This is a genomic window from Ruegeria lacuscaerulensis (assembly GCF_013031245.1).
GTDB classification, from domain to species: Bacteria; Pseudomonadota; Alphaproteobacteria; order Rhodobacterales; family Rhodobacteraceae; genus Ruegeria; species Ruegeria lacuscaerulensis_C.
Window position 1 is genome coordinate 18,724 of record NZ_WPZL01000018.1, and the last position, 25,487, is coordinate 44,210.

The 25,487-nt window shown below is 61.3% G+C and carries 25 protein-coding genes and 1 riboswitch; of the genes, 21 read left to right on the top strand and 4 right to left on the bottom strand.

What is annotated here, in order from left to right:
- Genes cobN through cobJ form a run of 5 tightly spaced genes read left to right on the top strand, consistent with a single transcriptional unit; the run spans position 1 to position 6,533 of the window.
- The gene (gene cobN, locus GOX66_RS17660; RefSeq protein WP_170764071.1) at positions 1 to 3,294 is read left to right on the top strand and encodes a cobaltochelatase subunit CobN; all 3,294 of its coding nucleotides are present in this window, start codon (positions 1 to 3) and stop codon (positions 3,292 to 3,294) included.
- Complete coding sequence (locus tag GOX66_RS17665; protein WP_170764073.1) at positions 3,291 to 4,418, top strand: cobalamin biosynthesis protein CobG; 1,128 nt, start codon at positions 3,291 to 3,293, stop codon at positions 4,416 to 4,418. Before cobN ends, GOX66_RS17665 begins: the two co-directional genes overlap by 4 nt.
- Positions 4,418 to 5,047, top strand: coding sequence for a precorrin-8X methylmutase (locus GOX66_RS17670; protein WP_170764075.1), 630 nt, complete (start codon positions 4,418 to 4,420; stop codon positions 5,045 to 5,047). Before GOX66_RS17665 ends, GOX66_RS17670 begins: the two co-directional genes overlap by 1 nt.
- On the top strand, positions 5,044 to 5,772 hold the full coding sequence (locus tag GOX66_RS17675; protein ID WP_170764077.1) for a precorrin-2 C(20)-methyltransferase: 729 nt from the start codon (positions 5,044 to 5,046) through the stop codon (positions 5,770 to 5,772). The genes GOX66_RS17670 and GOX66_RS17675 overlap by 4 nt, the downstream gene beginning before the upstream one ends.
- Positions 5,769 to 6,533 (top strand): precorrin-3B C(17)-methyltransferase, encoded by a 765-nt coding sequence (gene cobJ / locus GOX66_RS17680; RefSeq protein ID WP_170764079.1) that lies wholly within the window; start codon positions 5,769 to 5,771, stop codon positions 6,531 to 6,533. The genes GOX66_RS17675 and cobJ overlap by 4 nt, the downstream gene beginning before the upstream one ends.
- Here cobJ and GOX66_RS17685 read toward each other — a convergent pair.
- Positions 6,524 to 7,255 (bottom strand): cobalt-precorrin-6A reductase, encoded by a 732-nt coding sequence (locus tag GOX66_RS17685; RefSeq protein WP_170764081.1) that lies wholly within the window; start codon positions 7,253 to 7,255, stop codon positions 6,524 to 6,526. The two genes, cobJ and GOX66_RS17685, sit on opposite strands and share 10 nt — an antisense overlap.
- Here GOX66_RS17685 and cbiE point away from each other — a divergent pair.
- The 9 genes from cbiE (at position 7,254) to GOX66_RS17730 (ending at position 14,099) form a co-directional block, all read left to right on the top strand.
- Complete coding sequence (cbiE, locus tag GOX66_RS17690) at positions 7,254 to 8,453, top strand: precorrin-6y C5,15-methyltransferase (decarboxylating) subunit CbiE (RefSeq protein ID WP_170764083.1); 1,200 nt, start codon at positions 7,254 to 7,256, stop codon at positions 8,451 to 8,453. The genes GOX66_RS17685 and cbiE overlap by 2 nt on opposite strands.
- Positions 8,450 to 8,818, top strand: coding sequence for a cobalamin biosynthesis protein (locus GOX66_RS17695; RefSeq protein WP_170764085.1), 369 nt, complete (start codon positions 8,450 to 8,452; stop codon positions 8,816 to 8,818). Before cbiE ends, GOX66_RS17695 begins: the two co-directional genes overlap by 4 nt.
- Positions 8,815 to 9,609, top strand: a complete 795-nt coding sequence (gene cobM, locus GOX66_RS17700) for a precorrin-4 C(11)-methyltransferase (RefSeq protein ID WP_170764087.1) — start codon at positions 8,815 to 8,817, stop codon at positions 9,607 to 9,609. The genes GOX66_RS17695 and cobM overlap by 4 nt, the downstream gene beginning before the upstream one ends.
- The gene (locus GOX66_RS17705; RefSeq protein ID WP_170764088.1) at positions 9,602 to 10,918 is read left to right on the top strand and encodes a cobyrinic acid a,c-diamide synthase CobB; all 1,317 of its coding nucleotides are present in this window, start codon (positions 9,602 to 9,604) and stop codon (positions 10,916 to 10,918) included. The genes cobM and GOX66_RS17705 overlap by 8 nt, the downstream gene beginning before the upstream one ends.
- The gene (cobA, locus tag GOX66_RS17710) at positions 10,915 to 11,643 is read left to right on the top strand and encodes a uroporphyrinogen-III C-methyltransferase (RefSeq protein ID WP_170764090.1); all 729 of its coding nucleotides are present in this window, start codon (positions 10,915 to 10,917) and stop codon (positions 11,641 to 11,643) included. The genes GOX66_RS17705 and cobA overlap by 4 nt, the downstream gene beginning before the upstream one ends.
- Positions 11,636 to 12,379 (top strand): precorrin-6A synthase (deacetylating), encoded by a 744-nt coding sequence (gene cobF, locus GOX66_RS17715; RefSeq protein ID WP_170764092.1) that lies wholly within the window; start codon positions 11,636 to 11,638, stop codon positions 12,377 to 12,379. Before cobA ends, cobF begins: the two co-directional genes overlap by 8 nt.
- A 43-nt stretch (positions 12,380 to 12,422) precedes the next feature.
- Positions 12,423 to 12,630, top strand: a riboswitch (cobalamin riboswitch).
- Between the two features lie 36 nt (positions 12,631 to 12,666).
- The gene (locus tag GOX66_RS17720) at positions 12,667 to 12,837 is read left to right on the top strand and encodes a CbtB domain-containing protein (RefSeq protein WP_170764094.1); all 171 of its coding nucleotides are present in this window, start codon (positions 12,667 to 12,669) and stop codon (positions 12,835 to 12,837) included.
- A gap of 4 nt (positions 12,838 to 12,841) precedes the next feature.
- Positions 12,842 to 13,540, top strand: a complete 699-nt coding sequence (locus GOX66_RS17725) for a CbtA family protein (RefSeq protein WP_170764096.1) — start codon at positions 12,842 to 12,844, stop codon at positions 13,538 to 13,540.
- Positions 13,541 to 13,604: 64 nt separating this feature from the next.
- A complete protein-coding gene (locus GOX66_RS17730; protein ID WP_170764099.1) occupies positions 13,605 to 14,099 on the top strand; it encodes a hypothetical protein in 495 nt (164 codons plus the stop codon).
- Here GOX66_RS17730 and GOX66_RS17735 read toward each other — a convergent pair.
- Positions 14,096 to 14,440: a DUF1636 family protein gene (locus GOX66_RS17735; protein ID WP_174822784.1), complete on the bottom strand. Its 345-nt coding sequence runs from the start codon at positions 14,438 to 14,440 to the stop codon at positions 14,096 to 14,098. The genes GOX66_RS17730 and GOX66_RS17735 overlap by 4 nt on opposite strands.
- 140 nt (positions 14,441 to 14,580) lie before the next feature.
- Between GOX66_RS17735 and GOX66_RS17740 the strand changes: the two genes are divergently transcribed.
- From GOX66_RS17740 to mdoH, 7 genes are all read left to right on the top strand, one after another.
- Positions 14,581 to 15,039 (top strand): DUF302 domain-containing protein, encoded by a 459-nt coding sequence (locus GOX66_RS17740; RefSeq protein ID WP_170764101.1) that lies wholly within the window; start codon positions 14,581 to 14,583, stop codon positions 15,037 to 15,039.
- A gap of 79 nt (positions 15,040 to 15,118) precedes the next feature.
- On the top strand, positions 15,119 to 16,738 hold the full coding sequence (locus GOX66_RS17745; RefSeq protein WP_170764103.1) for a thiamine pyrophosphate-binding protein: 1,620 nt from the start codon (positions 15,119 to 15,121) through the stop codon (positions 16,736 to 16,738).
- The gene (locus GOX66_RS17750) at positions 16,725 to 17,909 is read left to right on the top strand and encodes a CaiB/BaiF CoA transferase family protein (protein WP_170764105.1); all 1,185 of its coding nucleotides are present in this window, start codon (positions 16,725 to 16,727) and stop codon (positions 17,907 to 17,909) included. The genes GOX66_RS17745 and GOX66_RS17750 overlap by 14 nt, the downstream gene beginning before the upstream one ends.
- A gap of 181 nt (positions 17,910 to 18,090) precedes the next feature.
- Positions 18,091 to 19,461 (top strand): tetratricopeptide repeat protein, encoded by a 1,371-nt coding sequence (locus GOX66_RS17755; RefSeq protein ID WP_170764107.1) that lies wholly within the window; start codon positions 18,091 to 18,093, stop codon positions 19,459 to 19,461.
- Positions 19,462 to 19,493: 32 nt separating this feature from the next.
- On the top strand, positions 19,494 to 20,711 hold the full coding sequence (locus GOX66_RS17760; RefSeq protein ID WP_170764109.1) for an OpgC family protein: 1,218 nt from the start codon (positions 19,494 to 19,496) through the stop codon (positions 20,709 to 20,711).
- Positions 20,708 to 22,207, top strand: a complete 1,500-nt coding sequence (locus GOX66_RS17765) for an OpgD/OpgG family glucan biosynthesis protein (protein ID WP_170764111.1) — start codon at positions 20,708 to 20,710, stop codon at positions 22,205 to 22,207. Before GOX66_RS17760 ends, GOX66_RS17765 begins: the two co-directional genes overlap by 4 nt.
- A complete protein-coding gene (gene mdoH, locus GOX66_RS17770; RefSeq protein WP_170764113.1) occupies positions 22,204 to 24,075 on the top strand; it encodes a glucans biosynthesis glucosyltransferase MdoH in 1,872 nt (623 codons plus the stop codon). The genes GOX66_RS17765 and mdoH overlap by 4 nt, the downstream gene beginning before the upstream one ends.
- On the opposite strand, the gene GOX66_RS17775 is transcribed toward mdoH, so the two are convergent.
- Both GOX66_RS17775 and GOX66_RS17780 read right to left on the bottom strand, forming a co-directional pair.
- On the bottom strand, positions 24,076 to 24,891 hold the full coding sequence (locus tag GOX66_RS17775) for a CE1 family esterase (RefSeq protein ID WP_170764114.1): 816 nt from the start codon (positions 24,889 to 24,891) through the stop codon (positions 24,076 to 24,078).
- The gene (locus GOX66_RS17780) at positions 24,888 to 25,349 is read right to left on the bottom strand and encodes a rhodanese-like domain-containing protein (protein WP_170764115.1); all 462 of its coding nucleotides are present in this window, start codon (positions 25,347 to 25,349) and stop codon (positions 24,888 to 24,890) included. Before GOX66_RS17780 ends, GOX66_RS17775 begins: the two co-directional genes overlap by 4 nt.
- Positions 25,350 to 25,487 lie beyond the last annotated feature (138 nt).

Here is a 25,487-nt window from a genome sequence, read left to right on the forward strand (position 1 = left end):
ATGCACGTCGTCTTCCGCGAAAGCCACGGGTTAGAAGAAACCGAGACCCCGACCGATCTGGGTCAGAGCCCGGCGGATCTGGTGGTGCTGTCCTTTTCCGACAGTGACCTTGGCGCTTTTGCGGCAGGCTGGCATCGTGGTGGCGGGCCCGAAGGACGTATGCCGACCATGCGGCTGGCCAACCTGACGGCGCTTAAGCACCCTCTGTCCGTCGACACTTATGTCGAACAGACGCTGGACGGTGCCAGGGGCATCCTGATCCGTCTGATCGGCGGCGTGCCCTATTGGTCTTATGGCCTGCAGCAGGTTCTGGCACTGGCGCAGGCCAAAGGCATCGCGTTGGCCGTTCTGCCTGCGGACGGTCGCGAGGACACCCGGCTGGATGACTATTCCACCCTGCCCGTCTCGACCCTGCGGCGGCTTGCGAATCTGTGTGATACCGGAGGCGAGGTCGCGGCGCAGGCTGCATTGGCGCAGATGGCTCTGGCGGCTGGGCTTTACGCAGGCCCGGTTATGGGGGCCAAGACCCTGCCAGAATGCGGCGCGTGGTGCCCGGATCGCGGAGTGATACCGGCGGATACAGCGTTTGATGGTAACGCAAAAAGCATTCTTGTGACCTTCTACCGCGCCTATCTGACTTCGGCCGATACCGGCCCGGTTGCAGCACTGATCCGCAGCCTCAGGACACGCGGTTTCAACGCGGTTGGCCTCTTCGCACCCTCACTGAAGTCCCCGGTTGCCGCGGACTGGCTGCGTGAACAGGTCGTCAAGCTGGCTCCGTCGGCGATAATCAACGCCACCTCGTTCTCGGGTAAAAGCGCGTCGGGCACCTCGCCTCTGGACGCCGCAGGGGTGCCGGTGTTTCAGGTCGCCCTGTCGACCTCGCGGCGCAAAGCCTGGGCCGAGGCTGAGCGCGGGTTATCCCCCGCCGATCTCGCCATGCATGTGGTACTGCCCGAGGTGGACGGGCGGATTTCGGCCGGCATCGCCTCGTTCAAGGAACCGGGCAAGCGTGACCCCGATCTGGAATATTCCCGTTTCACCCACCGGCCTGAGCCCGAGCGGATCGAAGCCATCATCGACCGCGTCTCTGGCTGGATGAACCTGAGCGAAAAGCCCAAGACTGCGCAGGTACCGGTGCTGGTGCTGTCGACCTATCCGGGCAAGGACTGGCAGATGGCCCATGCGGTCGGGTTGGACGCACTAGCCTCAGCCGAGGCGATGCTGTCCGATCTTCAGGGCGATGGCTATGACACCGCGCCTGCCGAGCCGATTGCCGGCACGCTGCTGGACGCGCGGATTTCGTGGCCGCTAAAGGATTATCTCACAGCGCTGGCTGACCTCCCGGAAAAACTGCGTGTGGATCTTGAAACCGTCTGGGGCAAACCAGAAGACGATCCGGCATTCGCCGATGGCGTGTTCCATTTCACCGCCCTACGCCGCGGTAAGGCACTGGTCGCACTGCAACCCGAACGCGGCACGCCCGAGCTGCGCGAAGACGATTATCATGACCTCTCGCGCACACCACGCCATAGCTACGTCGCATTCTACCTGTGGCTGCGTAAAGGGTTGGGCGCGGATGCGCTGATACATATCGGCGCGCACGGGACGCTGGAATGGCTGCCCGGCAAGTCGGTGGCCCTGTCCGGCGCCTGTTGGCCCGAGGCGCTGGTCCGCGATCTGCCGGTGATTTACCCCTTCATCGTCAACGACCCCGGCGAGGCCGCGCAGGCCAAGCGCCGGATCGGCGCGGTAACGCTTGGCCACATCCCCCCTGCCCTGAAGGAAAGCGGCACGCTCGATCGGATGGTACGGCTGGAATCGCTGCTCGACGAGTTCTCAAATGCGGACGGGCTGGACCCCAAGCGCCGGGACCGTTTGCAAGAGGATATTCGCGAGGAGGCGCAGGCCATCGGGCTGGAGAGCGATCTGGGGCTCGATCAGGCCACCTGCACCGCCGAGGCGATCACCCGCATCGACCGGTTCGTCTGCGACATCAAGGAAAGCCAGTTCGGTGACGGCCTGCATGTGTTTGGCCGCGCACCTGAAGTGGCGGGCAATTTCGATGCCGCTCCCTCAGCCTGTGCCGAACGCAGCGCCCTGCTCGATGCGCTGGCCGGCAAACGGATCGAAGCCGGTCCTTCCGGCTCACCTTACCGGGGACGCTCGGATGTACTTCCCACGGGGCGGAACCTCTACACCACCGATCCGCGTTTGGTGCCGACCCGCGCGGCCTATACGCAAGGTGTGAAACTGGCAGAGGAACTGGTGCGTCGGCATTTGCAGGAGGAAGGCGACTACCCCAAGGGACTGATCGTCGATCTGTGGGGCTCGGCCACCATGCGCACAGCGGGTGAGGAATTCGCCATGGCCCTTCACCTTTTGGGTGTGAAGCCGGTTTGGGACAAAGGTTCGGAGCGGGTTTCAGGTATCGAGGTATTGCCGATTACCGATCTCAGCCGCCCGCGTCTGGACGTAACCCTGCGCGTCTCAGGCCTGTTCCGGGACGTCTTCCCGACGCTCTCGGCGCTTTACGGTCAGGCCGTTCGGGCCTTGTCCGCACGGGACGAAGCGCCGGATTGGAATCCTTACGCGGGGCAGGCCCCGGCCGCCCGCGTTTTTGGCCCCGCACCGGGCAGTTACGGCCTGAACATGACCCACTTGTCCGAGACATATACGGACGAAGCCCGTTCCCAGGCCGGTCAGGCATGGCTGGATGCGAGTTCTTTCGCGCTGGAAGGCGAATATATCGCCAGGGATGTCGACGGCATAACCCAACGCGTCGCCAATGCGGACAGTTTCGTGCACTTGCAGGACCTGACCGAGACCGACCTGCTGCTGGCCAATGATTATGCCACGCACGAGGCTGGGTTTGCGGCTGCCAAGAAAGTCACTGGCGGAACAGCCCAGCTATACCATCTGGACAACACCAACCCGGAAAACCCGCGCGCGCGCACTCTGCCCGAGGAAATCAGCCGTGTCGTTCACGCGCGTGCCGCCAATCCCGGCTGGATCGCGGGGATGCAGCGTCACGGGTTCCGTGGCGCCGCCGAGATCGCTGCAACGCTGGACCACATGGCCTCTTTCGCGCATCTGTCGGGCACGGTCGCGCCGCATCTGTTTGACCTCTACCACGACGCCACACTGGGCGACGCAGAGGTGGACGCCTTTCTGCAAGAGGCGAACCCACAGGCCCACCGGGCCATGCAGGACAGGTTCCGCGCATTGTTGGAGGCGGGGTTGTGGAGCACACGCCGGAATTCAATTCGCGCTGATCTGGAGGGTTTGAGATGATGGCGCCCATAGTTCAGGGTTGGTGTCCCGGTGCCCACCGCCCGATGATGTCGGGCGACGGGCTGGTTGTGCGTGTGCGTCCCCGGCTGGCGCGTCTCGACGCCGAGCAGGCTTTGGGCCTGTGTGATTTGGCCGATCAGTTCGGCAATGGCACTATTGACCTGACCAATCGCGCCAATTTGCAGTTGCGTGGCGTTAAAGAGGCTGAACATCAACCGCTGCTGCGAGAGCTTGCCGCGCTTAATCTTCTGGACGCAGAGCCGGGCATTGAAGTGCGGCGCAATATTCTGGTCTCACCGCTTTATAAGGCGGGTGACCTGACCGCTCGTCTGACACAGGCGCTGATCAATCGTCTTGGAGAATTGCCGGCGCTGCCGGCCAAGTTTGGATTTGCCGTTGATACGGGCCCAGCACGCCTGTTGTCGGCGGACTCGGCGGATATCCGGCTGGAGATCGGCCCTAACGGCCTAACCCTGCGGGCTGACGGAGCTGAAACCGGACGGAGCGTGACCGAGGCGGACGCCATCGACCACCTGATCTCGCTGGCGCAGTGGTTTTCACAGAACTACACGCCTGATACCCGCCGCATGGCCCGTTTGGTCACGGCTCTGGACCTGCCGCAAGACTGGCAAGGCAGCGCCCCTGGCCCCCTTGGCGATCCGATCCAACCCGGCATATGCGAATTGGGACCATTTTACGGCGCGGCTTTCGGCCAATTGCCTGCATCGCGCCTCTCAGACCTGATCAATGCCTCAGGCGCCTCTGCCCTGCGTGTCACGCCCTGGCGGCTGATCCTGCTGGAGGGCGGGGCAGAGATGCCCGCACCGGACTTTGTCACCGATGGATCCGATCCGCTGATGACAACCGACGCCTGCCCCGGCGCCCCATTCTGCCCGCAGGCGCAAGTTGAAACCCGCGCAATTGCCCGCTCTCTAGCCTCGCGCGTCAGCGGTTGCCTGCACGTATCCGGCTGCGCCAAAGGCTGCGCCCGGATGGGATCTGCGGATATCACTTTGGTCGGCCACAACGGACGATTTGATCTTGTCAAACAAGGCCGCGCAGGGGATGAGCCCTGCCAACGCGGGCTGACCCCCGAAACACTTATGACCATGGACCTGACCTGATGCCCTATGAATATGAAACCGATGGTGCAGCGATCTACAAAGAGAGCTTTGCCACCATCCGGTCCGAGGCCGATCTGGCCCGTTTCGACGCTGATGAAGAACAGGTCGCCGTCCGGATGATCCACGCCGCCGGGATGGTAGGGTTGGAAGAGTTTGTGCATTTCTCGCCCGGGTTCGTGACTGCCGCTCGCACCGCTCTGGAGAATGGCGCGCCGATCCTGTGCGATGCGCGCATGGTTAGCGAAGGTGTGACCCGGTTCCGCCTGCCTGCCGAAAATGAGGTGATCTGTACTCTGCATGACGAACGCGTGCGCCCGCTGGCTGCCGAGATGAGCAACACACGCTCGGCCGCCGCGCTGGAGCTATGGCGACCCTATCTGAAAGGTGCAGTGGTCGCCATCGGCAACGCGCCCACTGCCCTGTTTCACTTGCTGAACATGCTGGAAGATCCCGACTGCCCGCGCCCGGCTGCCATCATTGGCTGCCCGGTAGGTTTTGTCGGCGCGGTCGAATCGAAAGACGCCCTGTGGGAAGCGCAGCCAGTGCCGTCCTGCATCGTCAAAGGCCGTCTGGGCGGCAGCGCCATCACGGTCGCTGCCATCAACGCCATCGCGAGTCGCGCCGAATGAGCGCGGGCAAAATATATGGCGTGGGCCTCGGCCCCGGTGACCCGGACCTGATGAGTGTCCGGGCCGACCGCCTGCTGCGCAATGCACGCCACATTGCCTTTTTCCGCAAACCCGGCCGCAGTGGTCAGGCACGCAAAATCGTCAACGGCATGATATCCGGCGATGCGGTGGAGTTTCCGATGGAATACCCCGTCACCACCGAAATACCCGTGACTGATCCGCGTTATAACGAGCTGCTGTCGGCGTTTTACAAAGACTGTGCCGCGCATCTGAAGGCACTGTCAGACCGGGGTGAGGATGTTGTGGTTCTGTGCGAGGGCGACCCGTTCTTCTATGGATCATTCATGCATCTTTACAGCCGCTTACGCGACGAAACTGAAGTTGAAGTCGTTCCAGCGATAACCGGCATGTCCGGCGCATGGACGGCGACCGGCGACCCGATCACCTGGGGTGACGACGTTCTGACCGTACTGGTCGGCACCCTGCCAGAGGATGATCTGGCGCGGCGCATGGCACAGACAGATGCGCTGGTTGTGATGAAGATCGGGCGCAATATCGACAAGGTGAAACGGGCCCTGAAATCGGCTGGCCTCTATGACCGTGCCTGGATCGTCGAATTCGCCCAGATGCCAAACCAGACAGTGACAAAGCTGTCGGAGGCTTGCGAGAAGGTGACCCCCTACTTCTCAATCATCATTGTTCATGGCCAGGGGCGGCGGCCATGACCGGCTGGGTCAGGATCGCCGGCCTGGGGCCGGGCAACGAAGACCTGGTGACGCCTGAGGTTTCCGCCGCGCTGGCTGAAGCAACGGATATCGTCGGCTATATCCCTTACGTCGCACGCGTAGCGGAACGCCCCGGCCTGACACTGCACGCCAGCGACAACCGGGTTGAGATCGACCGATCCCAACACGCATTGCAAATGGCGGCCGAGGGCAAACGCGTGGTCGTGGTCTCCTCTGGTGATCCCGGAGTTTTCGCCATGGCGGCTGCGGTGTTCGAAGCGCTGGAGAATGGGCCGACCGAATGGCGGGACATCCCCATCGACGTGTTGCCCGGGATCACCGCGATGCTGGCGGCGTCTGCCCGCGCCGGTGCTCCGCTGGGGCATGATTTCTGCGCGATAAACCTCAGCGACAATCTTAAACCGTGGCCTCTGATCGAAAAACGCCTGCGTCTGGCCGCGCAGGGAGATTTTGCCATGGCGTTCTATAATCCGCGCTCAAAGTCTCGCCCGGAAGGATTTGTAAAGACGTTGGAAATCCTGCGCGAGGAATGCGAACCAGAGCGTCTGATCCTGTTCGCCCGCGCCGTCTCGCGGCCGGATGAAGCTATCCATATATCGACTCTGGCCGAAGCTACCCCGGACATGGCGGACATGCAGACGGTGGTGATCGTGGGCTCGTCCCTGACCCGAGTGATAGAACGCGACAGCGCACCGATCGTCTATACCCCAAGGTTCACCCCGGCCAAGGATCAGGAATGAGCCAGCCAGTCCAGAACCTGCGTCACACTCGACAATTCGGTCCGCTGCGGCAGAATCGGACGATCGATCATCAACACCGGCAAGCCCAGCGCCCGCGCGGCGTCCAGCTTGGCCCGCGCACCAGTGCCGCCTGCGTTCTTGGACACAACCAGTTCGATCCCGTGGTGCTGCATCAGGGCCCGGTCATCCGCTTCTGTGAACGGTCCACGCGAAACGATCACATCGCACCGCGGCAGGGGCAGAGACCCCGGTTCATCCACCAGCCGCAGCAGATAGTGGTGTTGGGGTTGAGCAGCAAAATCCTCAAGATGCATCCGCCCCACGGCCAGAAAGACACGCCGCGCCGGGCCGGACAGCGCGTCAACCGCCCGGTCAATGTCGGGTATGTGGCGCCATCGGTCACCTTCCTGTTCAGCCCACGCCGGACGGGTCAGCGCGACCAGAGGGACATCGGTTTCGCGGCATGCAGTGACGGCGTTGTTGCTCATCTGTGCGGCAAATGGATGGGTTGCGTCGATCACATGCGTAACCGCATGATCGCGCAGGTAGCGTGCCAACCCTTCGACGCCACCAAAGCCGCCGACTCGCACCGGCATTGGCTGAGGGCGTGGATTGTCGACGCGGCCGGCATAAGAGTAGGTCGCCGGGATGCCCTGCTCGGCCAGAGATTTGGCCAAGGCATTTGCCTCGGTCGTACCGCCAAGGATCAGGAGATTGGTCATGTCTGAAACTCCGTGGCTAACCGTTCTGGGCTTGGGCGAAGATGGCCTGGATGGCCTGCCGCCCGCAAGCCGTCAAGTGCTGGAGCGCGCCGAAATCGTCATGGGGCCGTCTCGGCATCTGTCGCTGATCCCCGACACCAGCGCTCAGCGGGTCGAATGGCCGGTGCCTTTTGCCGATGGTTTGCCGATCCTCACTGGATTCCGGGGTCGGCCGACAGTTGTTTTGGCTTCGGGCGATCCGTTCTGGTTTGGCGCCGGGTCGGTGATTGCACGCAATTTCAAGGCCGGAGAATGGGCCGCCCTGCCCGGTCAATCCACCTTTTCGCTGGCAGCTGCGCGTTTGGGCTGGCCGCTGGAAAGCACGTTGACCTTCGGCCTTCACGCAGCCCCACTAACTCGGTTGCGGCCCCATCTTGCGCCCGGCCTGAGCGCCATTCTGCTGTTGCGCAACGGCGCAGCTGTGGCCGAACTGGCAACTTACCTCAAAGAAACAGGCTTTGCGGACACGCGTTTGCACGTGATGGAGGCGCTCGGCGGTCCACGGGAACGATCACGCAGCGTGTCGCTGACCGAAGCTCTTCTGGGCGGTTTTGACCACCCGGTCTGCGTTGGGCTTGAGGTTGCGGGCAAAGGCCGCGCCTTTCCCAAGGCGTCGGGTAAACCGGATGAGATATTTGAGACCGACGGGCAAATCACCAAGCGCCCCGTGCGTGCATTGACCCTGTCGGCGCTGGCACCTCAACGCGGCGAGCACCTGTGGGACATTGGTGGAGGCACGGGGTCGATTAGCATCGAATGGCTGATGTGTGATCCAACCCTGACGGCCACGTCAATTGAACCCCTCGAAGATCGCGCCGAACGCATTCGTCGCAACGCGGATGCGCTGGGTCAGGAACGGCTGAACGTGGTTCACGGCAAAGCCCCCGACGCGCTGAGCGGCCTAACTTTGCCGGATGTGGTTTTCATTGGCGGCGGGCTGAGCGCTGATCTTTTGGAGTGGCTGCACAGAACTTTACCCGCTGGCACCCGACTTGTCGCCAATGTAGTAACGCTGGAAAGCGAAGCTCTGCTGGCCCAGTGGCACGATAAACTGGGTGGAGAGCTTCTGCGCATCGAACTGGCGCAGGCCTCGGCGCTTGGCCCCCGACGTGGCTGGAAATCTGCCTATCCCGTGGTGCAGTGGAGCGTGACCCTATGATCGTTGCTGGGTTGGGTTTTTCTTCGACGGCCACAGCGGGCAGCCTGCGCGCAGCATTTGAACGGGCCAGTGTTGGTCAGGATATAGACGCGCTGGCCACTGTTGCGGACAAAGAAGGCCATGCGGCGCTGGCTGAATTCGCCTATGCCACCGCGCTGCCCCTTCATTTTGTCGCGCCCGCCGATCTGGCGGGGCAGCGCACCCTCACCTGCTCGAACCGCAGCCGCGCCACATATGGCACCGGCAGCGTGGCCGAGGCATCCGCTCTTGCCGCCGCCGGACAGGGCGCGCGGCTAACCTCACCCAGACACATCTCGGACGACCGGCTTGCCACTTGCGCCGTCGCCATCGGAGGACAGACATGACCGTTCATTTCATCGGTGCCGGACCCGGCGCCGCCGACCTGCTGACCCTGCGCGGGCGCGATATCATCGCGTCTTGCCCGGTGTGCCTTTATGCCGGGTCGCTGGTGCCAGAGGAGATTCTGGGTCACTGCCCCGAGGGCGCAAAGATCGTAAACACTGCGCCGATGGATCTGGATCAGATCATGGCCGAAATCGAAGCGGCAAATCAGGCAGGTCAGGACGTGGCGCGTCTGCATTCTGGCGACTTGTCGGTCTGGTCGGCCATGGGCGAACAAATCCGACGGCTGAAAGAGATGGGCATTCCGGTCAGCGTCACCCCTGGCGTGCCTTCTTTTGCCGCTGCGGCGGCAGCTTTGGGAACGGAACTGACCTTGCCCGGGCTGGCGCAATCAGTGGTTCTGACGCGGACACCCGGCCGTGCATCGTCGATGCCCGAGGGTGAGACGTTGGAGAATTTCGCTCGCACCGGGGCGACTCTGGCCATCCACCTGTCGATCGGCAATCTGGACAACGTGATTGCTGACCTGACCCCGGCCTATGGTGCAGACTGCCCCGTGGCCGTGGTGTACCGCGCCAGTTGGCCGGATCAGCGGATCATCCGCGCCACTTTGGCCACACTGAAAGAAGCGCTGGATGAAAGCATCTCACGCACCGCGCTGATCATGGTTGGGCCGGCGTTGGCTGGTGAAGGTTTCGACGAAAGCTGCCTGTATTCAAGGGACTACGACCGCCGCTATCGCCCACAAAGCGCAGACAGCCCCTGGTCGAGCTGGAGCCACGGTGATGACTAACCCGCCGGGCCTTTTGATCTCGGCCCCATCTTCGGGCACGGGTAAAACCACCGTCATGCTGGGCCTGTTGCGGGCGCTGGCCGAGGACGGGCTGACCGTACAACCGTTCAAGAGCGGCCCCGACTACATCGACCCGGCCTTTCACCGGGCCGCCGCCGGTCGCGCTTCGTTCAATCTGGATAGCTGGGCGATGGCAGAGCCGCTGCTAAACGCGATTTCGGCACAGTCCGACGGCGTGGATATCGTGGTGGCCGAGGGTTCGATGGGACTGTTTGATGGTGTTGCCAAACCCGGAGAGCTGGGCCACGGCTCAAGCGCTGAAACCGCGCAACGGATGGGCTGGCCGGTGGTGCTGGTGCTGGATGTCGGCGGTCAGGCACAATCGGCGGCGGCGACGGCACTAGGTTTCCGGATGTATAACCCCGACCTGCCCTTTGCCGGTGTGATCCTGAACCGATGCGCAAGCCCTCGTCATGAGCGGCTGACCCGGCTGGGAATGGAACGCGCGGGTCTGCCAGTTCTGGGCGTGCTGCCGCGCCGTGGAGACCTGACTTTACCCGAGCGGCATCTTGGTTTGATTCAAGCTGTTGAGCATCCCGACCTGGAAAGCGCGATTGTCGACTATGCCGCCTTCCTGCGTGAACATGTGGATCTGGCCGCAATCAAACGGGCGGCTTCCTCAGGCCCCAGAGGGCCATCGTCAGCCGCGCTGCCGCGGCCTCCGGCGCAAAGGATCGCGTTAGCCCGGGACGCGGCGTTTTCGTTCACGTATCCGCACTTGCTGGAAGGCTGGCGTGCGGCCGGCGCGGAAATCCTGCCGTTTTCCCCGCTGGCTGATGAGGCTCCGGCAACGGATGCCGATCTGGTATGGTTGCCCGGGGGCTATCCGGAATTGCATGCAGGCACTTTGGCCTCAGCCGAGACATTTCTGACCGGGTTGCGCAAGCACGCCGAATCCAAGCCGGTGCATGGCGAATGCGGTGGATACATGGCGTTAGGACAGGCGCTGATCGACAAAGAAGGTGTTCAACACCAAATGGCGGGACTGTTGGGACTGGTAACTTCGTACGAAAAGCGCAAGTTCAACCTTGGCTACCGGAAGGCGGAATTGCTGGCGCCGATACCCGGATTTGCGGTGGACACAACATTGCGGGGGCACGAGTTCCACTATACCTCGATAGTGGAGCAACCCGACGCGCCGCTGGCACGGGTGTTTGATGCCGAAGGGGCCGAAGGGCCGCAAACCGGATCAGTGCGTGGCAACGTGACCGGTACGTTCTTTCATCTGATCGCGGAGGCTTCGGCATGAGCGGCTTCGTTTCGTTCATTGGCTCGGGCCCCGGCGACCCGGAATTGCTGACCCTCAAAGCCGTAGACCGGATGCAAAAGGCCGACGCGGTACTGTTTGACGACCTCAGCAGCGGTCCCATCCTGAGCCATGCGCGCGAGGACACCGATCTGGTTGGGGTCGGAAAACGTGCCGGACGCCCGTCGCCCAAACAGGATCACGTAAGCCGCCTGCTGGTGGACTATGCCAGGACAGGTGCCCGCGTGGTGCGGTTGAAATCCGGTGATGGCGGCCTTTTTGGGCGGCTTGAGGAAGAACTGGTCGCCTTGCGTGCCGCCGGAATCGAATACGAGATTATTCCCGGCATTCCTTCGGCCGTTGCTGCAGCGGCTGCGGCGGGCATCCCGTTGACCCGGCGGCTGACCGCGCGGCGGGTGCAGTTTGTTACTGGCCACGATGTCAGCGGCAAGCTGCCCGAAGATCTGAACCTGACTGCGCTGTCGGACCCCGATGCGACAACGGTTGTATTCATGGGCAAACGCACATTCCCATTGCTGGTCGAAGCATTGCACGAACACGGCCTGCCGTTGGAGACGCCCGCGTTGATGGCCGAGGCGGTCTCGACCCCTGATCAAAAGCTGCACCGCGCGACCATCGGCGCGCTGTCTGAAAAGCTGGCAGCCGAGGTCGGAACCGCCCCGGCCTTGATTTTGTACGGCCCGTTGGCAGAGTTCGACGATGTATGATCTGACCCTGATCGGTATCGGCACCGGCAACCCGGACCACGTAACTTTTCAAGGCGCAAAGGCCATTCAGGCGGCGGATCTGATCCTGATCCCGCGCAAGGGCGAGAACAAAGCCGATCTGGCCGGGCTGCGTGAAGAGATCATCGCCGCTGTGACCGATACCCCGCCACAGATCGCCTATTTCGATATCCCCAAGCGCCGTGCGGATGATGGTTATCTGCGTGGTGTCGATGAATGGCACGACGCAATTGCCCTGCGCTGGTACGAAGCGATCTCGGCCCACCCCAAGGCCCGCAATGTGGCCCTGCTGATCTGGGGAGATCCGTCGCTCTATGACAGTTCCCTGCGAATCGCCTCAAGGCTGGAGCCGCAGCCGAAAACGCGTGTGATTCCGGGCATAACGGCCTTACAGGCGCTGACGGCAGCCCATGCGATCCCGATCAACGATCTGGGCGCACCCTATGTCGTCACCACCGGGCGGCGCATCAGAGAAGAAGGCTGGCCGGAAAACGCCTCGAAAGTGGCAGTGATGCTGGACGGTGAGTGCTCGTTCCAAAGCCTTGATATGTCGGAGTACGACATTTGGTGGGGCGCATATGTCGGTATGAAACAGCAGATTCTGATCCAAGGACGCCTGAATGAGGTAGCCGAAGAGATTCTGGCCAATCGCGCCATGCACCGAGCCGCGCATGGCTGGATCATGGATATCTATTTGCTGAAAAAGCGTGGGATCTGACATAAAAGGTCGCAAATGACGATTGCGCCACCGCCGCCTTAACGGCTAAATGGAAGCGTCTGGTCCTGCCGGTGACATCCGGATGCTAAGAGGGAATTTGGTGCGACTGCCTGTACAGTCAACTCCAGAGCCGCCCCCGCGACTGTAAGCGGTGAGCCCCTGTTCAACCAGCCACTCCCATTCGTTGGGGGGAAGGCGAACAGAGGCATCGACCCGCAAGCCAGGAGACCTGCCAGGCATAAATTGAAACACCGGCCGTCGGGTGCGGCGGCAGAGGAGAACTAAAGATGGCAACACAAACAAAAACAGCATCCGCCGCGCGTACAGGCTTCGTTCCGGTCATGTTCGCAGTGGTACTGGGTCTGGGCATCGTCACGCTGACCGGTCACGTTCAGGCTGCAGCACTGCACGATGCTGCGCATGACGTACGTCACGCGACCGGCTTCCCCTGCCACTAAGACCATGTTCAGTCGTATACTGACCAGCGCGTTGTTCGCTGGTGCTGCAGCGGGGCTGATTGCCGCCTTGCTGCAGTTGGTCTTTGTGCAACCTGTTTTGTTGCATGCTGAACTGTATGAATCCGGTGAATTGGTTCATTTCGGAGCTGAGGCCGTATCGGCCCATCCGGAATTGCCCGGCATGTTCTCGGACCTGTTCCGCGATGCGTTGAGTGTCATCTTCACCATGCTGACCTATACCGGCTATGCACTGATGATGGTCGCGCTGATGTCCGTGGCCGAAGGCCAGGGCCACACGATTGACGGTCGCACAGGGGTTCTGTGGGGGCTGGCGGGGTTCATCGCAATCCACCTTGCACCCGGCTTCACTTTGGCGCCCGAAGTACCCGGCGTGGCCGCGGCTGACGTTTATGCCCGTCAGGTCTGGTGGTTCGCGACCGTCGCTGCCGCTGTTGTTGCGCTATGGCTGATTGCCTTCGGCGGCAACCTGATCAGCTATGTGATCGCCGCTGCTTTGCTGCTGGCTCCGCACCTGATAGGCGCCCCCGAGCCGGATGTTTTCACCGGCCCCGTCCCGACCGAAATCGGGGCACTCTTCGCAGCCCGCGCCTTTGGCATCGGCCTGGTGGCCTGGGTCTTGGTAGGTGCATTTGCCGGCTACTTCTGGCAGAGCGAGAGCAAACGCGCCGAAGCAACGGCCTGATCCCAACCTTTCAATCACGCCGGGTTTTGCCCGGCGTGATTCATTTTGTCTTCAAGGAAAAAAGATGGCACGCTCACTTGCCCTTTTTGCTATCGGTCTGGTGTTCGGCAGCGGTGCAGGATTTGTTCTGGCCGCCGCCAATGGCGTCACTTTCGACGGCCACGACCATGGCGACCCTGCACACCACGGTGGCTCGGCCGCCGAGACCGTGGCGCATGATCATTCCACAGCCGTGAACCTGCCGGCCGGTCCGGACGCACCCGGTCTGGAAATCGCGCTGACACAGGATCCAACGGCCGGGTGGAACCTGCACGTCATGCCGCAGAATTTTCGGTTCGCCCCGGAAAATGCGTCGGCGGCCGACAAGGATGGCGAAGGCCACGCCCACGTCTACATCAATGGCGAGAAACTGGCCCGGCTCTACGGCAACTGGATACATATTCCGGACCTGCCCAAAGGTGAAACCGAAGTCTCGGTCTCACTAAACGCCAACAGCCATAGCCCGCTGTTGGTTAACAACGTGCCGGTCAGCACGGCTGTTACGGTTCAGGTGGATTAAAGCGCCGGAATACGCGCGCGCAGACACATCCGAAGTCGCCCGCAGGGTCGGGCGTCTTCAATCCATCCCCCGGGACTGTTTAGAAAGGCCTTGCAGGTGGCGGCGATATCGTTGGCATCCGCAACGACATTGATCCCAGAAAACACGTATGACGCGCGCCCGGCAGATTGCAGCGCCAGCGCCGTCGGCTCAGTGCAACTGCTGAAACAGGCGTGATCGGCAACAGTGACCTGATCATCCAGCCCAGCGCGGATCAGGGCCGCCTGAACGGCCTGCCTTTCGGCTTCACGGTTGCGCGTGCCCGAACAGCTGTTGCAGATCAATAGGCGTATTTGGTCCAAACCCGGCCTCACATCCTGACGTTCGCACGTTTCTGCTGTTTTCCGACGGCCGGCGCAATCCTGAATACGCACAAGATTGTGAGTGCGCCGCACCGCCGTTTCTGGCAACAATCACACAGTCAATCCAAAGGAGACCGGGGATGAAAGCGCTATGGACTGCGGTTGCTCTGCTGGCCCTGCCCGCCTGGGCAGATGAACCTCTGTCCGGTTGGGCGGTTTATCCCACCGACAAAAGCTATGAAGATCTGGTCGCTGACACCAAGTCCGCCGTGAAGGAAAACGGGCTGATCGTGGTCACCCAGGCCGGGCCGACCAAGGCCGCTGCTGCGCGTGGCATTGTAATTCCGGGCAATCTGGTAATTGGTGCTTTCAACAACGACTACGCCGTGCGCGTTCTGGAAACCTCGGTTCACGCGATGATCGAAGCGCCGATCCGGTTCTATGTGACCGAGAACGAGGACGGCACCGCCACCCTCTCCTACAAGACCCCCAGCTATGTGTTCGCACCTTATGTTTACGAGGGCGGGGAACCCCTGAGCGAGATTGCCGTCGAACTTGACACAAAGTTTCAGGCAGTGGCGGAATCCGCAGTCAAATAGTCACACTGACGTGAAGCTGCTTGCGTCCGGGCGTGTCCTCCGCAATCTGCTGTGACGTATAAATTTCGGAGCATGACTAATGCAGGACCTCTCGCCGCGCGCTGCGGATCTTTTGGCCCAACGACTGTACGAGGCCGGATGCCGTCACGCCTTTGGTATGCCGGGTGGCGAGGTTCTGACGCTGGTGGACGCGCTGGAACAGGCGGGGATCACTTTTCATCTGACCAAGCATGAAAACGCCGCCGGTTTCATGGCCGAGGCGGTGCATCATCGTGACCGTGCGCCCGCCATTCTGGTGGCAACTCTCGGACCCGGCGCGATGAACGGGATCAACGTAGTTGCCAACGCGCTGCAGGATCGGGTGCCAATGATCGTACTGACCGGTTGCGTCGACGAGGATGAGGCGCTGACCTATACGCATCAGGTCATGGACCACGCGCAGGTATACCGCTCGATCACCAAGGGAACGTTCATGCTGACTGCGCAGGGCGCGGATATTGTCGCGGACAAGGCCGTTTCTCTGGCTAACCAGCCGCGCCCCGGGCCTGTGCATATCGATGTGCCGATCTCGGTCGCGGATACGCGCGTATCCGGTGTCAAACGCCGTCGCCTGGCTAAACCCGCAGTCGTCGCACCCGAGGGAAATTGCGTTGAAAAGGCCCGCCGCTGGGTGGCCGAGGCTGAACGGCCTATCGCGATTATCGGGCTGGATGTTCTCTATGACGACTCGCGCAATGTCGTGCAGGCGTTTCTGGAACATTTCAATATCCCGTTTGTAACCACCTACAAAGCCAAGGGCATCATTCCCGAAGATCATCCCCTATGCCTCGGTGGCGCCGGACTGTCGCCACTGGCCGACAAACATCTGGTGCCGTTGGTCGAACACGCCGATCTGGTTCTGTGCCTGGGCTATGACCCGATCGAGATGCGCCCCGGCTGGCGCGAAATCTGGGACCCCGAGGAAACGCGCGTCATCGACATTTCGGCCGTGGTCAACGATCACTACATGCATCAGGCCGGGCTGAACCTGGTGGCCCATACAGGCGCTACACTGGAAGCCATTGCCAAAGGCAACACCGCCCGTGAGACTTGGCCCGGGGGTGAGCCCGCGCAGGTCAAGGCCGCCTTAGCGCAGGCTTTCCCCGCCGACGACGAGTGGGGGCCTGCCGCCATCATCGCCGAGACACGCGCGACCCTACCTGCCGAAACATTGGCGACGGCCGACAGCGGCGCACACCGCATCCTGCTGAGCCAGATGTGGGACTGTTCCGAAGAACGTGGGCTGATCCAATCCTCGGCCCTGTGCACCATGGGTTGCGCGGTGCCGATGGCCATTGGCCTGAAACTGGCCGAGCCTGACCGCCCGGTTATCAGCTTCTCCGGCGATGCCGGGTTCCTGATGGTGGCCGGAGAGTTGTCGACCGCCGCGGAAATGGGTGGCAACCCGATCTTTCTGGTCTTCGTCGACGCCAGCCTTGCGCTGATCGAACTCAAGCAACGTCAGCGTCAAATGGGCAACAAAGGCGTGGATTTCGACCGTCACGACTTTGCCGCCATGGGCCGCGCCTTTGGAGGTAACGGGCACACCGTCCGCAATCGTGAAGAGTTGCGCGCGGCGCTGAATGACGCCATGAAGGCCGACACGTTCACCGTAATTGCCGCCGAAATCGACCGTGGAGGTTATGATGGCCGGATCTGAAGGACCGTTGAAGGGCGTCAAGGTTCTGGACCTGTCGCGCATTCTGGCAGGGCCGACCTGCACGCAATTGCTGGGCGATCTGGGCGCCAGTATCATCAAGGTTGAAAACCCGGCTACGGGTGGCGACGACACACGGCAATGGGGCCCTCCTTACGTTGAGGACGCCGAGGGCAACCGGTCCGACCTGAGCGCCTATTTCATGTCAGCCAACCGCAATAAGAAATCCGTCGCCATTGATATTGCCACGCCGGAAGGACAGGCCGAGATCAAGCGGCTGGCCTCGCATGCCGACATCCTGATCGAGAACTTCAAACCCGGCGGGCTGGCAAAATACGGCCTGGACTACGAAACCCTGTCGCGAGAGTTTCCGAGCCTCGTCTACTGCTCAATCTCGGGTTATGGCCAAACCGGACCCAATTCGTCCAAACCCGGCTACGACCTGATGGCGCAGGGGTATGGCGGCATCATGTCCCTGACCGGCGACCCTGATGGTGCACCGATGAAAGTGGGCGTTGGCATCGCCGACGTCATGTGTGGCATGTACGCAAGTGTCGGCATTCTGGCTGCGCTGCGCCACCGGGATCTGACTGGCGAGGGCCAGCAAATCGATCTGGCCTTGGTTGACGCGCAGATCGCGTGGCTGATCAATGAAGGCGTGAACTACCTGACTTCGGGCAGTGTGCCTCAGCGGCGTGGTAACGGGCATCCCAATATTGTGCCGTATGATGTCTATGAAACGTCAGATGGCCACGTCATTCTGGCCGTCGGCAATGACAGCCAGTTCCGGCGGTGTTGCGACTTCATCAATCACCCCGAACTGGCTGACGACCCGCGCTTCGCCACCAACCCGGCCCGTCTGGAACACCGTGACGCCTTGAACGCCGTGCTGCGCCCTGCCCTGCAAAACTATGACATGGCCACCGTCATTGCAGAGCTGGAGTCTCGCAAGGTACCCGTCGGTCCGGTGCAAACCATGGATCAGGTATTTGCCACCAGACAGGTCGCCGCCCGGCAGATGCAGATCGCAATGCAGGCTGGGCCCGGCGAGGTGCAACTGATCGGAAATCCGCTGAAATTGTCGCGTACGCCGGTCACGTATCGCACGGCTCCGCCCGAATTCGGGGCGGACACTCAGGCAGTTCTGAGCGCTGAAAACCCGTTCGAGGATTGAAACACTGCACCGATTTCGGCGGCATGTTGCTGAAACATGCCGTTGAATCGGCGGTTTTTTTCAAGTTTTCCACACACAGCCTTTCACCAATTCGAGAGCAAGGCCGATACTGATACGACGCCGCCAGAGTCTCTGCTAAATCGAATAGCGTAGAAATTCTCAATTGGATCGGACCACAGGCATGAAACAAGACGTTTTCGGACAGATGAACACCCTCAGCCAGCCGGCATGTGTCGAGGCGTGGAATGGTGTTCTGCTTGGGTTCATGGCGCATGCGGCCATCACTCCGCAGCATCTGGGCACCGTTCTTGAGCTTGAGCCTGACTTTGCCCTGGGTCATGCGGTCAAGGGGCTATTCATGGTTCTGCTGGGACGGCGAGAGATGACAGCAGTCGCGGTCGAGGCCCTGTCGGACGCACAGAGCGCGATGGAACGGCAGCCGGTCTCAGAGCGGGAAAGAAAGTATGTCGAGGCGCTGGGGCTGTATCTGGCTGATCTGCCCTCGCAGGCGGTGCAGAAGTTTGAGGAGATCCTGCGCTCTCACCCGCAGGATACTCTGGCGATGAAGCTCAGCCACGCCACGCGCTTTGTTCTGGGCGATTCCGCAGGCATGCGCCGGTCCATCGAACGAGTGATGCCTGCCTATGCCCCTGACCACGCAGGGCGCGGCTATCTGCTGGGCTGCCATTCCTTCGCATTGGAAGAAACCGCCGCTTATGAAAAGGCCGAAATCGCCGGTCGCCAGGCTTTGTGGATGGTATCGGATGATGCCTGGGGCCTGCATGCCGTGGCGCATGTGCATGAAATGACGGGCAACGCGCAATTGGGCCTGGACTGGCTGGCAGGGCGCGAGGATGCCTGGGCACATTGCAACAACTTTCGCTATCACGTCTGGTGGCACAAGGCGCTGATGCATCTGGATCTGGGTCAGGTCGATCAGGTGATGGAGCTCTATGACCAGTACATTCGTCAGGACAAAACCGACGACTACCGGGATATCTCAAACGCAACCTCGCTGTTGTCGCGGCTTGAGCTTGAAGGTGTCGACGTCGGCAACCGCTGGGAGGAACTGGCCGATCTCAGCGCTGCCCGGACCGAAGACGGTTGTTTGATCTTTGCCGATCTTCACTATTTGCTGGCGCTGACAGGCGACAACCGAACCGACGCAACCGGCAAGATGTTGCAGCGCATCCAGAAGGACGCGCAACGCAATCAGGGGGATACCCCGGTCCGCATGTCCGACCCGGGCGTTGCGGCGGCCAAAGGACTTGAGGCCTTTGGCGACGGCCTTTACGGTGCCGCCTTCGACTTTTTGTCGACCGCGCGCGGCTCTATGCAATTGGCAGGTGGCAGCCACGCCCAACGTGATGTTTTCGAGCGCATCACGATAGATTCCGGCTTGCGCGCTGGTCGACTGGATGCTGTCGAGCGCATCCTGGACGACCGCCGCGCCAAACGCGCCGGGGGCGAGGACAATTACGCCTTGGCACGCCGCGCACTGATTGACGCGGCACGCGACAACGGAGACGCACAAAGCGTCCCGGCCGAATAACAAAAACAAAGACCAAGAAGGACAGAAAACGTATGGCGACTTTATCGCCCGCTTCTGATTTTGCTCCGGTGACCGCTTCGGCGGCCGCCCCTGCTAGTACGCGCGATCCGCGACTGGATTTCTATCGCGGCATTGCGATGTTCATTATCCTGATCGCGCATATTCCGAATGACCCCTGGGCTAAATGGATTCCGGCACGGTTCGGGTTTTCCGATGCCACCGAGATCTTCGTGTTCTGCTCGGGCATGGCTTCGGCCATCGCCTTTGGCGGGGCGTTCATGCGTAAAGGCTGGTGGCTGGGCACGGCGCGTGTCTCCTTCCGCATCTGGCAGGTTTACTGGGCGCATATCGGCCTGTTCTTCTTTGTCGCCATGTCCATGGCGGCACTGGATCAGACCGGCCTGTTCGAGAAAACATATATTTCGTCCCTGAACCTGCAGCATTTCTTCAACGACCCGGCTCCGCAGATCATCGGAATGTTTACGCTGACCTACGTGCCGAACTACTTTGACATCTTGCCGATGTACCTCGTGGTTCTGGCGATGATGCCCTTGTTCATGGGCCTGTCGCGCATCGGATTCTGGGCGGTCGCTACGACGTCGGTCGCGATCTGGCTGGTCGCGCAAACCGGCGTACTGGCCCTGCCTGCTGAACCGTGGTCCGACCGTCAGTGGTTCTTTAATCCCTTCGGCTGGCAATTGCTGTTCTTCACTGGCTTTGCCTTCATGCGCGGCTGGATCCCTGCGCCTCCGGTATCGAAGACGCTGATCTGGGTGGCTGCACTGTTTCTGATCCTGTCTATGCCCTTCGGCTCGTGGAAAGTGTTCACTTGGGTCAATGCCGCCGCCCCTGACCTGGCGGTAGAAATCCGCAAGGCCTGGCCCCTCACAGAGGAATTCCGCGACAAGACCGATTTCGGTCTGTTTCGCTATCTCCATTTCCTGTCGCTGGCCTATCTGGGGTGGGTCGCAGCGGGTGAGCATGGCCATCGCCTGATCGCAACCGGTCATGGTGCGGCCGCCAAAGTCTGGCAGTTTCTGCTGACCGTGATCACCAAGGTTGGGCAGCAATCGCTGGCGGTATTCGTATTTTCGATGGCAGCAGCGCGACTTATCGGCGTCGGCCTGGACCTGAGCGGGCGGGATGTTGCCAGTGTTTTCATCGCCAACATGATTGGCTTTGCCATGATCATCGGCGTGGCTTATCTGGCCGCCTGGTTTAAGTCTCAACCCTGGAAGACGAAAAAATGAACTTTTCACGTCGCGCATTTCTGGCCACGACTTCGGCGCTGTTTTTCGCGCCAGCCACATTCGCCACTGGTGGCAAGGTCCCCTTTGCTCGCAACGACGTCATCGCGCTGGCCCGTGATCTGGCCAGCCGCCCCTATGCGGAACGCGAGATGGTTCCGCAGGAATGGCAGGACCTGACCTATCAGCAGTACCGCTCGATCCGGTTCCGGCTGGATCGCGCCCTGTGGTACGAGACCGAAACGCCATTCAACGTCGATTTCTTTACGCCGGGCTTGTACTTCCCGCGCACCGTTAAAGTGTCGATGGTTGAAGACGGGATGGCCTCGCCGGTGCCCTTTGACCTCGCGATGTTCGACAAGTCCGAGGACGTGCCCGAACTGCCCGTAGACGACACATTGGGATTTTCCGGCCTGCGTCTGCGCACTGAAATGCATCGCCCGGGCAAAACCGACGAGTTCTGCGTCTGGCAAGGGGCCAGCTATTTCCGTGCCATCGGCCTGCATGAGGTCTACGGTCTGTCCGCCCGTGGTCTCGCGCTGAAAACCGGAGATCCGGATGGAGAGGAATTTCCCGAGTTCATCCGCTTCTGGCTGGAACGTCCCGAACCGGGCCAGCGTGACATGGTGGTCCACGCGTTGATGGACAGCCCCAGCGTGACCGGTGCTTATCGGTTCAACGTGACAGCCGGCTCCGATTGCGTGATGGATATCGAGGCCACCCTGTTCCCGCGCGAAGAGCTGACCCATGTGGGCATCGCGCCTGGCACATCAATGTTCCTCTTTGATCAGACCAACCACAGCCGGTTCGACGATTTCCGCCCCTCCGTGCACGACAGCGACGGGCTGTTGATCCGCAACGGCGCAGGAGAGGTCCTGTGGCGGCCTCTGGCAAACCCGACACGCCTGCAGATTTCCTCCTTCGTCGACATGAATCCCCGCGGCTTTGGCCTGTTGCAACGGAAACGGGAATTCTCGGATTACGCGGATCTTGAAGCGAACTACCACAAGCGCCCGGGTCTGTGGGTTGAACCCAATGGCGACTGGGGCAAGGGATCAGTCACGCTGGTCGAAATCCCAGCCGATCAGGAAATCTATGACAACATAGTCGCCTATTGGCGCCCGATGGAACCGTACCCGGCAGGTAGCCAGGTCGAGTTGTCCTATCGCCTTATCTGGGGAGAAGAACCTCAGAGCACCCCCATGCCGCGCGTGATCAATACCGCAATGGGTGAAAACACCTTCGGCGAAGGTCGTCTGGCGGTCATCGACTTTGAGGCCAGCGAGCTGTTTGAAGATCCTGAGGCGATGACGATCTTTGTGAATTCGCCCCATGCCGAAACATCCGAAGGTGTTCTGCAACGCAACCCGGACACAGGCGGTCTTCGGCTGGCATTTTCATTCGAGCCCGGCGACCGGAACCATGTCGAGCTGCGCGCGCAGTTGCTGAAGGACAAACAGCCGGCCTCTGAGGTTTGGCTTTACCGTTGGACCTCATGAACCGGGATCTTCATATCATGCCGCCCGAGGCGCCATTGGCCATGCCCGCGCAGGATTTCAGCGCGGGGTTCCATGACGCGCAGGTGCCGGAGGCAGGCAAGCGGCGATCAGCCGGATTCTGGCGCGCGCTGGCATTTTCACCTGCGATGGCAGCTACGCTGGGCTTGTTCTGGATCATGACCGATTGGTTCGGAGCGGAAGGGATCAACCTGATCGAAGCCATCCTGTTGGCGCTGATCTCGTTCAACTTCTTCTGGATTTCCTTCACGGTCTGTACCGTCCTGCTGGGTATGATATCCCTGTCCCGACAGGAACAACCCAAACGCGCTGGCCGCCCGCATCCCCTGCGCGTGGCACTGCTGATGCCGGTGTATAACGAAGTACCCTGGAACGTGCTGGGCAATGCCCGCACCATGCTGGAAGAACTTCGTGTGCGAGGCGGGCAGCACCACTACGCCATGTTCATCCTGTCGGACACCCGTGATCCCGAGATCGCGGCGCAGGAGCAGGCCAGTATCGAGGCATTGCGCACGACCCTCGCGCCCGATTTGGAACTGTTTTACCGCCGTCGTGAACAAAACACAGACCGCAAGGTCGGAAACATCGCCGACTGGGTCAGCCGCTGGGGTGCGGATTGGGATGCGATGCTGGTGCTGGATGCCGACAGCCTGATGACCGGTCGGGCCATCGTGCGCCTAACGGATGCGCTGGCGCGCGATTCCGGCGCGGGCCTGATCCAGAGCTATCCGCAGTTGATCGGTGCTCAGTCGGTCTTTGCCCGGATGCAGCAATTTGCCAACGGCGTTTACGGCATCGCCTTTGCCGAAGGACTCGCCCGCTGGTGCGGCCAGGAGGGCAACTACTGGGGCCATAACGCCATCATTCGCACCACGGCCTTCGCCAATTGCGCGGGCTTGCCAAAGTTGCGAGCCCTCAATGGTCAGGAAAAGCTGATCATGAGCCACGACTTCGTCGAAGCCGGTCTGATGCGCCGCGCCGGATGGGGCGTGCGGTTCCTGCCCCGTATCCGAGGCTCATACGAGGAAACGCCGCCCACGCTGATCGATCATGCCCTGCGCGATCGCCGTTGGTGTCAGGGTAACCTGCAACACCTGAAACTGCTGGGCTCGGTCGGATTCCGCGCCGTGTCACGGTTCCACATGTTCCACGGAGCGGTCGGGTATCTGATGTCGCCGCTGTGGTTTGCGCTGCTGGTGATGTGGGCACTGATTGGTCAGGGCGAGGACGCCTCGGTCCTGCACTATTTCAGCCCCGACAACCCGATGTTCCCGCAATGGCCCGAGATGTCGGAAACCCGTCACGTGCTGATCATTCTGGTGATGTACGCCATGCTGCTGGCCCCCAAGGTACTGGGTGTTCTGGCCCTGCCGCTCAGCGGCGTGCGATACGCTGATTTTGGTGGTGCACCCAAGTTCCTGACCTCGTTCCTGGCCGAGGTTATTCTGTCGATCCTCTATGCTCCGATCCTGATGGTGCAGCAGATGATCGCCGTATTCCGCACCGCTCTGGGTCTCCAGAAAGGTTGGTCTCCTCAGGCGCGGGATGGCGGCAGATACAGCCTGCAAACACTGATCCTGTGCCACATGCTGGAAACCGTCAGCGGCATCGCGCTGAGCGTTGGCATCCTGTCCGGGCTTGTGTCGATCTGGCTGGCCCCGATTGCCATCAGCCTTGCGCTGGCAATTCCTCTGTCTGCACTCAGTGGCGTGTCAGCAGGTGCCGCGCGCCGCATGGTCGGCATGAAGGAAGACTTCCAGGAACCCGCGATCACCCGCTCGGCCCGGCGTCACCGGAATGAGTTGAAGCGGCTGATCGAGGGCAAAGGTATCATGACCCCTGCCGAGTGATCAGCCTCCCGGCAGGCCTTCGTACCAATCGACCATCATGTCCGCCCAGCCCTTGGGCACGCCATGTCCACCGGGAAACAGCGCGAATTCCAGCGCGCCGCCTTCGGCGCAGGCGGTCCATCTGCGGCGCATAAACTGACCTGTGGCGCTGAAGCCTGTGGGTTTGGTATCAACGCATTCGTTCGCCACACGCCAGATTTCAAGGCCGGCAAAGATATCGCCCTGATGAAAACGCCCTCCGCCCAGAATGCGCCCTTCCAGCGGTACAACGTTGTCGGTCCAGCCATGAGTGTGGAACAGGCGCACCGGGCCATCGCACGCTTCGGGATGCGGTCGCCAGAACCCGCCCGATACGGGCACGTAGGCTGAAAATGTATCCGGTGCTGCACAGGCGAGGTAATAGACCATGAATGCCCCTGCCGAAAAACCACCCAGAACAACACGATCCGCATCGATCCCGAACCGGTCCGAGGCGTCCTGAACCACCTCGATCAGAAAAGCCTTTTCGTCGCGCCCTTCCCATCCGGGAAAGAAGTTCCAGCTTTGGCGACCGTTGCGCTCCGACCCTTCCGGAGCCATCACCGCATAGCCGCGCGCCAGCAATGGTTCGACCATGCTTCGGTTTTTCAAGGTCCCGGTGGCCGTACCTCCGTACCCGTGCAGAAACATCACCAGCGGCGGATTTTCGGCCTCGGGCAGTTCGATGTGATATCCGCCCGATGCCGTTACACACATGCCGTCCTGATCGGCGCATGCCGCAAAGCCGGCTTGGCCGACCAGCGCAAGACCAGTCGCCAGAGTCAGTTCTCGGATCATCCTGCTCCCCCATTATCGAGCTGAACCGGCAATCCGGCTCGCACCCACCCCGGCCCGGCGGCCGAGCCCAGCATCCCTTCGGGCACGTCGATGACGTTTGTGAATCCAGCTTCGGTCAACCTGTTGCTCATCCGGGCAGAACGCACCCCGCGCGCGCAGATCAGCGCAACAGGAGCATCCCGGTTTCCACCGGTAAGCAGCACCAACGCCTGTATGAAATCATCCCGGCGCATATCCAGCGGGTGTGCGCCCTCGCCCACGCCTGTAGCCTGCCATTCCTTGGGCGTCCGAATGTCAACCAACAGAATGTCGCCCGACAAGGCCTGATTGTGTGCTTTGGCAACAGTCAGTTTGCCGCCTGTGTAGTCCGGAGGGATCAGGCGGTATTCCCGGACAGCAAAGCCACCGGCTAAAACGGCGCCGCCACCCAAAAGAACCCATCTTCGCGTTCGGATCACCTTATCTGCCTCACTAAACTCTGCTGTCCCGCAGTGATGCTTCTATCACAACCCGCGGCTCATTTCCGCGTCGAAATTCAGGCATCAGATCAAGTTCGCGTCATTTATTCCCACCCTAAATTCCGACCGGTCCATCGC

Coding starts and splice junctions, on each gene's coding strand:
- cobN (WP_170764071.1), top strand. CDS start 1: ATGCACGTCGTCTTCCGCGAAAGCCACGGGTTAGAAGAAACCGAGACC.
- GOX66_RS17665 (WP_170764073.1), top strand. CDS start 3,291: ATGATGGCGCCCATAGTTCAGGGTTGGTGTCCCGGTGCCCACCGCCCG.
- GOX66_RS17670 (WP_170764075.1), top strand. CDS start 4,418: ATGCCCTATGAATATGAAACCGATGGTGCAGCGATCTACAAAGAGAGC.
- GOX66_RS17675 (WP_170764077.1), top strand. CDS start 5,044: ATGAGCGCGGGCAAAATATATGGCGTGGGCCTCGGCCCCGGTGACCCG.
- cobJ (WP_170764079.1), top strand. CDS start 5,769: ATGACCGGCTGGGTCAGGATCGCCGGCCTGGGGCCGGGCAACGAAGAC.
- cbiE (WP_170764083.1), top strand. CDS start 7,254: ATGTCTGAAACTCCGTGGCTAACCGTTCTGGGCTTGGGCGAAGATGGC.
- GOX66_RS17685 (WP_170764081.1), bottom strand. CDS start 7,255: ATGACCAATCTCCTGATCCTTGGCGGTACGACCGAGGCAAATGCCTTG.
- GOX66_RS17695 (WP_170764085.1), top strand. CDS start 8,450: ATGATCGTTGCTGGGTTGGGTTTTTCTTCGACGGCCACAGCGGGCAGC.
- cobM (WP_170764087.1), top strand. CDS start 8,815: ATGACCGTTCATTTCATCGGTGCCGGACCCGGCGCCGCCGACCTGCTG.
- GOX66_RS17705 (WP_170764088.1), top strand. CDS start 9,602: ATGACTAACCCGCCGGGCCTTTTGATCTCGGCCCCATCTTCGGGCACG.
- cobA (WP_170764090.1), top strand. CDS start 10,915: ATGAGCGGCTTCGTTTCGTTCATTGGCTCGGGCCCCGGCGACCCGGAA.
- cobF (WP_170764092.1), top strand. CDS start 11,636: ATGTATGATCTGACCCTGATCGGTATCGGCACCGGCAACCCGGACCAC.
- GOX66_RS17720 (WP_170764094.1), top strand. CDS start 12,667: ATGGCAACACAAACAAAAACAGCATCCGCCGCGCGTACAGGCTTCGTT.
- GOX66_RS17725 (WP_170764096.1), top strand. CDS start 12,842: ATGTTCAGTCGTATACTGACCAGCGCGTTGTTCGCTGGTGCTGCAGCG.
- GOX66_RS17730 (WP_170764099.1), top strand. CDS start 13,605: ATGGCACGCTCACTTGCCCTTTTTGCTATCGGTCTGGTGTTCGGCAGC.
- GOX66_RS17740 (WP_170764101.1), top strand. CDS start 14,581: ATGAAAGCGCTATGGACTGCGGTTGCTCTGCTGGCCCTGCCCGCCTGG.
- GOX66_RS17745 (WP_170764103.1), top strand. CDS start 15,119: ATGCAGGACCTCTCGCCGCGCGCTGCGGATCTTTTGGCCCAACGACTG.
- GOX66_RS17750 (WP_170764105.1), top strand. CDS start 16,725: ATGGCCGGATCTGAAGGACCGTTGAAGGGCGTCAAGGTTCTGGACCTG.
- GOX66_RS17755 (WP_170764107.1), top strand. CDS start 18,091: ATGAAACAAGACGTTTTCGGACAGATGAACACCCTCAGCCAGCCGGCA.
- GOX66_RS17760 (WP_170764109.1), top strand. CDS start 19,494: ATGGCGACTTTATCGCCCGCTTCTGATTTTGCTCCGGTGACCGCTTCG.
- GOX66_RS17765 (WP_170764111.1), top strand. CDS start 20,708: ATGAACTTTTCACGTCGCGCATTTCTGGCCACGACTTCGGCGCTGTTT.
- mdoH (WP_170764113.1), top strand. CDS start 22,204: ATGAACCGGGATCTTCATATCATGCCGCCCGAGGCGCCATTGGCCATG.
- GOX66_RS17775 (WP_170764114.1), bottom strand. CDS start 24,891: ATGATCCGAGAACTGACTCTGGCGACTGGTCTTGCGCTGGTCGGCCAA.